This is a genomic window from Anaerobranca gottschalkii DSM 13577, from assembly GCF_900111575.1.
Lineage (GTDB): Bacteria > Bacillota > Proteinivoracia > Proteinivoracales > Proteinivoracaceae > Anaerobranca > Anaerobranca gottschalkii.
In genome coordinates this window covers 1-7,484 of sequence record NZ_FOIF01000074.1, presented here as the reverse complement: position 1 = coordinate 7,484, position 7,484 = coordinate 1, and the positions used below count along the sequence as shown (strand labels likewise).

The following is a 7,484-nucleotide window of genomic DNA, read 5'->3' as shown; positions in this document are numbered from 1 at the left end:
TAGATTGAGTGAATTAATAAAAGAAAAAAAATGTAATAGGAGTGCAGAGGGTAATTGATTATTTAGGTGATGAACTGATAAAGACTTATGTTAATCAGTGGAAATCTGAATTTTTATTACCACTAATAGAGTTAGAGGGTCTAACTTTTAATAAGGAACAAGGAAATTATTTATCTCATTTTATATTCAATGGATTTTATTTTTTTGAAAATGAAGATTTAATAAAAAGGGCAATGGATTTAAGGGGAGAAAGGGAAGAAATTGATAGAATTTATTTGACTTATCATTACTTTTTGGGCGATAAGAATAAAGCTATAGAAAATTACTCTTTAGCTAACGGGGATTGTCAAAGTATTTTTTTAGTTATCTTCTTGAATAAACGATTTCAACCATTTTATTTAGAAAATTCTTTTGATAGAGAAGAATATATAAAAGAGCTTATTCAAGAGATAGAAGAATTTACTCAAGGTATCCAATGGAATTCAGGAGTTTCAAAAATGAGTTTTGTAAGCACTTTGTATGGTGTTATTAACTATCTAAAGATTGCATTACCGCAACAGGATAATTTAGTAGAAGATTTGTTTAACATCTCTTTGTTAAAAGATAATCCTTTTGTAGAACTTATTGAGCTACTAATGTTATTAGAATATCCTGAAAATAAAGAGATGGTTCAAAGGGAATTGGATAGATTCTTAGATAAAGATTGTCAAGAAATAAGGGAATATATTGAAATAATAGTAAATGGAACACCAATTTTTAATGTAGCTAGTATTAACAATGGAATATTACAAGTAGCTAATATTGTAAGAGACTTTGAAAATGAAAGGGTAGGAGATTTATCTTATTACAATGTTTTTACAGGGGAAAAACTAGATATTAATACCCAGTATATCCCTTCAAATGAACAAAGGACTTATAATTATTTTCTAGGGTATAATTATAAAGATAGCAATTTTGAAGGAGATTATGCATTGTTAGATTCTAACTATAACATTATCCAATCCTTTGGGAATGAAATATCATCGGTTCTTTGGCTAGATGATTCAAAGCTGGTTTATATTAACAGAAGAGGAGAAAAGAAAGTTTTTGATATTGAAAAAAGGGAATTTATAGATTATGATGATAGTTATGTAAAAGATATAAAAATAAACAAAGAAAGTTTATACAGTAATATAGTTGTTGATGGTGAAAATTATGGTTTTTATACATTTGATTTTTACCGTTATTATGTGGTCAAGGAAATTGGTACTAATAAAGAAGTAACTAGGTATAATATAGATTTTGAATTTCTAGGAAATGACAAAGACTATATTTATGGTTTTGAATATTTCGCTAACATTAAGATATTAGTTGCTTTCCATAAAGAAACTCTAGAGAAAAAAGTATTGCCTTTTTATTGGGTTAATTATAAAATAGGTCCCCAGTATTAAAATTACCCTATGATTATGGAAAATAGCTATAAAATAGGGAAGGATGGATGAAAAATAAATGGAACTAAAGATACTACATGAAGATCCCCACTTAATAGTTTGTATAAAACCACCGAAAATTCCTTCTCAACCTGACCCTACCGGAGATCTTGATATGGTGACAATATTACAACAACATTTAAAGGAAAATTACCCTAAGGCAAAAAATCCTTATATCGGTCTGGTACATAGGCTAGATCGACCGGTTGGGGGATTGATGGTCTTTGCAAAAACAAAGGAAGCTAATACCTTTTTATCAAAACAGTTACAAGATAAAACATTGGTTAAAAAATATTTAGTTGTAGTAACGGGAAATCCCCAAGATGATAGTGGAGTATTGAGGGATTACTTACTGAAAATATCTAAGAGTAATATGTCAAAAGTAGTGGATAGAGAAACAAAGGGGGCAAAAGAGGGGATTTTGGAATATAAAGTTTTAGGCAAAACTGTGGATGAGGAATATGGGAATTTAACTTTAATGGAAATAAGTTTAAAAACTGGTAGACATCATCAGATAAGGGTACAGCTATCCCAGAGAGGATGGGGGATTTGGGGAGATAATAAATATAATGATTTGTTTGTTAAAAAGAAAGGTTGGACCCAAATAGCCCTTTGGTCTTATAAACTTCAATTTACCCATCCCAAAAGTAAAAAGACAGTAACCTTTAACCATTTTCCCGATGGATATCCTTTTTCCCTATTTTCTTTAGTCTAACTATAGAAAAAACTTCTGTTATTATCTTCAGTTTTTTGTTATAATACTTTAGGAAACTATAGGATTAGGATAAAGAAAGGATGGGAAAAATGTCGTTATATGAACAATGGAAAGAAACTGCTTATATAGAGCGAACTGAAGAAGAGTATAAAGAGTTTTGGGGAGAGTATTTGCCTAAAGAGCAAAAGGTATATGAGTATTTATTGGAAAATAAAGATGTAGTAGTAGAAGGCACTGTAAAAGAACTGGCTGATAAATTTCAAATGGATGTAATAACCTTCGTCGGATTTTTAGATGGTATCAATTCTAGTTTAGTTGAGGAAATAGACTTAGACAGCTTAAATGAAGATAGTCAGATAAAATTATCTATCGACTTTGAAGCCCTTTATTACAATATGTTAGCAGCTAAAGCTGAGTGGTTATACACCTTAGAACAGTGGGATAATATTTTAAGTCCTGAAAAAAGAAAAGAAATTACCAAAACCTATAGAAGGTCTCAAATGGTAATCAATGAAAATAAAGTAGGACGGAATGAACCTTGTCCTTGTGGTAGTGGCAAAAAGTATAAAAAATGTTGCTTAAACTAAAAAACTAAAAGGTTAGGAGAGTTAATTCAACTTAACTCTCCTTTTTGTTTATCTATTTTTATTTTAGCTATACTAATAATATGGCCAATTGAAGAAAGGAGAGGATTAGATTGATTATTCTGCTAATATTACTAATCTCTTTATCTGCCTATTTTTCAATTGTTGAAATATCCTTTGCCAGTGTAAACAGTATTAAACTGAAAAAATGGGCGGATAAAGGTCGAAAAGAAGGGCAACAGGCATTATATATAGTTCAAAATTATGATAAAGCCTTGGCTTCCATTTTAATTGGCAATAATCTTGTCAACATCGGAGCAGCTACTATATCAGCCCAAATCGCAACAGAAATTTGGGGAGCAAAATTGGGTATTATCATCAGTACCCTTACCATTACTTTGTTAGTACTAATAATCGGAGACATTTTACCTAAAACATTAGCCAAAGAAAATCCTGAAAAGTTTGCCCTTTATACAGGGAAATCCCTTTTAATAATAATGAAGATTTTTAACCCTTTTAGTGTATTTTTAATGAAAATACCAAAATTGGTTTCTAAATTTTTAGGGTTTCAAAGGGAAAAGGAAGGGCTGACGGAAGAAGAAATTAAACTGATGTTAGATATAAGTGAAGAAGAGGGAAATATAGAAAAAATAGAAAAAGATATGGCTAAAAAAATTTTAGATTTCAATCAGCTTCCTATTAGTGAAATAGCTGTAAAAAAAGATAAAATCGTTGGTGCTAAGGTGGATTCTCCATTAGATGAAATAAAGGCTATATTTAATAATAACAGCTTTGCCAGAATTCCTATCTACAGAGGGGATCTAGACAATATTATAGGGATCCTTTCTGCTAGAGATTTTTTATCTGAACTGGCCCAGGGTAAAAGAGTAGATATAGAGAAATTAGTTAAAAAGCCCTTCTTTGTCCTCCATAATACTAATGTAACGGAGGTCCTGCAGCTCTTAAAGAAACATAAAAATAATATTGCCATCGTCCAAGATTCTAGAGGCAATACCTTTGGATTGGTAACTTTAGAAGATTTATTGGAAAAAATCGTTGGTGATATCTACGATCTACAAGATGATAGAAAGATTGTAGAAAAAAGTTAACAATCAGTTTACAAAGGGATAATATTCCTTTCATAATCCCCTGTTATTATAAAATCAGAAGGAGGCGGGAGAATGAAAAATTTATTGATAGCCGGTGACACAAAAGTGTTGAACTTTATCAATTTTCATCTTCATTGCAACTTTCTTAACTTATTCTTCAAGAATATTACCCATTTAGGTGGAGCCATTTTTAGTATTAGCTTATCATTACTAGCTTACATTGCCATATCTATCGATTATGGAATTCGCATATCTCTAAGCTTGTTTATTAGTCATATGATTGTCAGGATTATTAAAAAAACTGTCGGAAGGATTAGACCATATATTAGTATTGATATAAAAACAATAACTCCTATTTTACAAGACTACTCATTTCCCTCAGGCCACAGTTGTTCATCTTTTTCCATTGCAACCTCCCTTTCCATAATTTTTCCTAAACTCACTCCCTTTTTATTTGCTGTGGCCTTTTTAGTTTCTTTTTCAAGGATATATTTAGGACATCATTATCCAACGGACACTATAATTGGAGGTCTAATAGGTTATACTACAGCTTTAATTGTTTTCTTAGTTTAAATAAGGGGGGAAATTATGGGTAAAATAGTGTTATTATCAGAACCCTTCGGAAGTGGTCATACTAGGGCAGCAGAAAGTCTAGCAAAGGGACTAAAAGAATTAGATGTTGAACTCACTCCTATTGTCTTAGAACCAGGTCTTAAAAGTTATCCCCGCTTATTTAAAAATATATGTAATCTATATAATTCTATATTGCGCCATTCTCCTAATCTTTGGGGTTATACATATGAATCCCAAAGGGAGAAAGATCTAGGGAAAATCTATGCCGGACTATTTAAACTACAAGAATGGTTAAAATCTTCCTATGTCGATCTATTGTTAGATGCAGTAGAAGGTTCTACTATCGTTGTTTGTACCCATCCATTGCCTCTACAGGGAATGGCTTATTTAAAAAGGATGGGTTGGGAAGGAAAATTAGCAGCATTTATCACAGACTATGATTTTCACTGGGCTTGGTTTAATCCTGCTGTAGATAAATATTTTTTTAGTGGTGAACTTAATATTAAATCAATACCTTTCAATCTAACAGAGAAATTAGTCCCCGTACCTATCCCAGTAGATACAGATTTTTGGAATCCATTACCTAAGGATATTGCAAAAGAAAAGTTGATGCTTAAAGGAGAAGAAGTTGTTCTGGTAATGGGAGGAGGTTGGGGTTTAGGTATAGATTTTAAACTGATTGAACAATTGATTAAATTAGAAGGTAATGACAAAAGGGAAATTATTATAATTACAGGGATCAATAAAAAACTACATGACAAGTTCCAAAAATATGTTCAACAATATAAATTAGATAATATAACTATCAAAGGTTTTGTAAAAAATATTCAGGATTATATGTGCGCCAGTGATTTGTTAATTACAAAGCCGGGGGCATTAACCTGTGCCGAAGCTTTAACTTTAGGGTTGCCAACAATATTAATAAATCCCATACCTGGCCAAGAACAAAGAAATTGTCAGTACTTATCAAATAAGTATCCTACAATGAAATATTTAGATGATTATTCTCAATTACCATTTTATATACAAAGTTTAAGAAACCCTTTATTTACTCCCACAGATCCTACTTTAGCCAGTAAAGAGTTGTTGAAGTTTATTAAAGTAGGATAGCTTATCCCCTAGGGTCCCAATTTATTAATTTTAATAAAGTTGCTTCACAACTCCATTTCCGGGACCCTAGTTTTTTTATAAAAACTTTTTCACTAAATTGCCTCCTATTTTCTTTGGTGTAGCCTAAAAAAATTAGGCTATTTTTTTTAAAGTGTATCGGTACGGCCTAACATTTCTCAAATTTTTATTGAATATCCCAAGAGAATTAGGCTATTCTGATAAGAGAAGGATTATAAACTTAGGAGAAGGAACAGGGTAAGGAGTGATATAATGGTTAGGGAAAACATAGCGGTTCCCAAGGTAGTAGCGATTCACGATATGTCCGGAGTAGGTAGATGTTCTTTGACAGTAGCTATTCCTTTAATATCTAGTATGGGTATTCAAGTATGTCCGTTGCCAACTGCAATTTTAAGTAGTCATTTAGATGGTTTTGGTGAACCGGCCTTTATCGATTTAACAGATAGCCTTTATAGTTATGCTAACCACTGGAAAAGTTTAAACATGGAGTTTGATTGTATTTATACTGGATTTATTGGTTCAAAGGAGCAATTCGGATTTATAGAAGATTTTATTGATGATTTTAGAAATCCTGAAACTTTAGTGGTAATAGATCCTGTTATGGCTGATAATGGAGAGTTTTACAGCAATTATAATGAAGAAATGCTGGAAAAGATGAAAGGATTAGTAAAAAAGGCTGATGTAATAACACCTAATTTAACCGAAGCCTGTATGTTATTAGGAGAAGAATATACAAAAAATCCATTAAGTTTAGATAAAGGAAAGGATTATTTGCGACGTTTAGGAGATTTAGGACCGGATTATGTCGTTATAACTGGAGTTAGGTTAGATGAAAATACAAATGCTAATCTAGGTTATTCTAAGATCAATGATGAATTTTGGGTGATAAGGTATAAATACATCCCATCCCATTATCCCGGCACCGGGGATGTTTTTGCCAGTATATTAACCGGTGGTTTAATGAAGGGTGACAGTTTGGAAAAAGCAATGGAAAGGGCCACTCTATTTTTACAAGTTGCAGTAGAAGAAACCTATAAATTAGGAACCCCGAAACGGGAAGGAATTATATTAGAAAAGTTTTTACATATGTTAATTTAAATTAAAGTTAAAAGGAGCTGTTTGGATGGTATCAATTTAATTTTACAGTCATACCTTTTTATTATATTTAATATTACAAATATTTAAAAAATATTTAAACAAATTTAGTTGTTTTTTTATTGCTTAGGAAAGTATAGATTGCTAGGTATGTGGATAAATGTTATTATGTAGTGGGAGTGAGTTGTTTATGGCTACAGGAATAATTAAACAAATATTTGCAGATAAACGGGGAAAGTTTAAAGAAAAACACTCAGTTAGACTAACAGTCTTGTCAGAAGTAAAAAAGATGCTAAGCTGTTAAGATATGAGTGAAGGATATAGTAAATTTTGTTGTCCGACTTGTAATGAAGTCAGATATGTATGATTTACCTGTAAGAGTCGCTTCTGTACATCTTGTGGAAAACAACAGAACAGTGGGTAGAAAAATTAAGCAAAGAATTATTTGAAGTTCCCCATCGGCACATGGTCTTTACAATACCTACTGAATTGAGAGATGTATTTTTAAGAGAAAGGGAATTACTAAAATTATTATCAGAATGTGCTGCAAAAACAATAATAAGTTACTTATCTGAACGTGCAAAAAACAACAGCCTACTTCAGGAATCGTATGTGTAATACATACCTTTGGAAGAGATCTTAAATGGAACCCCTATGTACATGTATTAGTAACAGAGGGAGCAATAAGAAAAGATAATCATTGGCAACCAATAAAATATTTCCACTACGAAATGCTGAGGAAAAGATGGCAACACCTTTTGTTAAAGTCATTAAAAGAGGCTATGCCAAAAAATAAAAGAATAATACTAGT

At 31.5% G+C, this 7,484-nt stretch carries 8 protein-coding genes; all 8 read left to right on the top strand.

Translation table 11 applies throughout. The features are described 5' to 3' along the window. The first annotated feature begins 41 nt into the window (after positions 1 to 41). Positions 42 to 1,430 carry a hypothetical protein gene (locus BMX60_RS11075; RefSeq protein ID WP_091351506.1) on the top strand — a complete coding sequence of 463 codons (1,389 nt, stop codon included), beginning with the start codon at positions 42 to 44 and terminating at the stop codon, positions 1,428 to 1,430. A gap of 58 nt (positions 1,431 to 1,488) precedes the next feature. Continuing rightward, a complete protein-coding gene (locus BMX60_RS11070) occupies positions 1,489 to 2,184 on the top strand; it encodes an RluA family pseudouridine synthase (protein ID WP_091351505.1) in 696 nt (231 codons plus the stop codon). Between the two features lie 89 nt (positions 2,185 to 2,273). Next, a complete protein-coding gene (locus BMX60_RS11065) occupies positions 2,274 to 2,771 on the top strand; it encodes an SEC-C metal-binding domain-containing protein (protein ID WP_091351504.1) in 498 nt (165 codons plus the stop codon). Positions 2,772 to 2,881: 110 nt separating this feature from the next. Further along, a complete protein-coding gene (locus BMX60_RS11060; RefSeq protein ID WP_091351503.1) occupies positions 2,882 to 3,877 on the top strand; it encodes a hemolysin family protein in 996 nt (331 codons plus the stop codon). Between the two features lie 72 nt (positions 3,878 to 3,949). Next, positions 3,950 to 4,450 carry a phosphatase PAP2 family protein gene (locus BMX60_RS11055; protein ID WP_091351502.1) on the top strand — a complete coding sequence of 167 codons (501 nt, stop codon included), beginning with the start codon at positions 3,950 to 3,952 and terminating at the stop codon, positions 4,448 to 4,450. Positions 4,451 to 4,465: 15 nt separating this feature from the next. After that, positions 4,466 to 5,560 (top strand): glycosyltransferase, encoded by a 1,095-nt coding sequence (locus BMX60_RS11050; protein WP_091351501.1) that lies wholly within the window; start codon positions 4,466 to 4,468, stop codon positions 5,558 to 5,560. A 270-nt stretch (positions 5,561 to 5,830) separates the two neighbouring features. Beyond that, positions 5,831 to 6,676: a pyridoxamine kinase gene (locus BMX60_RS11045; protein ID WP_091351500.1), complete on the top strand. Its 846-nt coding sequence runs from the start codon at positions 5,831 to 5,833 to the stop codon at positions 6,674 to 6,676. A gap of 602 nt (positions 6,677 to 7,278) precedes the next feature. Next, the coding region (locus BMX60_RS12520; RefSeq protein ID WP_177159795.1) for a transposase at positions 7,279 to 7,484 on the top strand (206 nt) is incomplete at its 3' end.

Excerpts from the sequence above, each read along its gene's own strand:
- BMX60_RS11070 (WP_091351505.1), top strand. The coding sequence starts at position 1,489 with ATGGAACTAAAGATACTACATGAAGATCCCCACTTAATAGTTTGTATA.
- BMX60_RS11065 (WP_091351504.1), top strand. The coding sequence starts at position 2,274 with ATGTCGTTATATGAACAATGGAAAGAAACTGCTTATATAGAGCGAACT.
- BMX60_RS11055 (WP_091351502.1), top strand. The coding sequence starts at position 3,950 with ATGAAAAATTTATTGATAGCCGGTGACACAAAAGTGTTGAACTTTATC.
- BMX60_RS11050 (WP_091351501.1), top strand. The coding sequence starts at position 4,466 with ATGGGTAAAATAGTGTTATTATCAGAACCCTTCGGAAGTGGTCATACT.
- BMX60_RS11045 (WP_091351500.1), top strand. The coding sequence starts at position 5,831 with ATGGTTAGGGAAAACATAGCGGTTCCCAAGGTAGTAGCGATTCACGAT.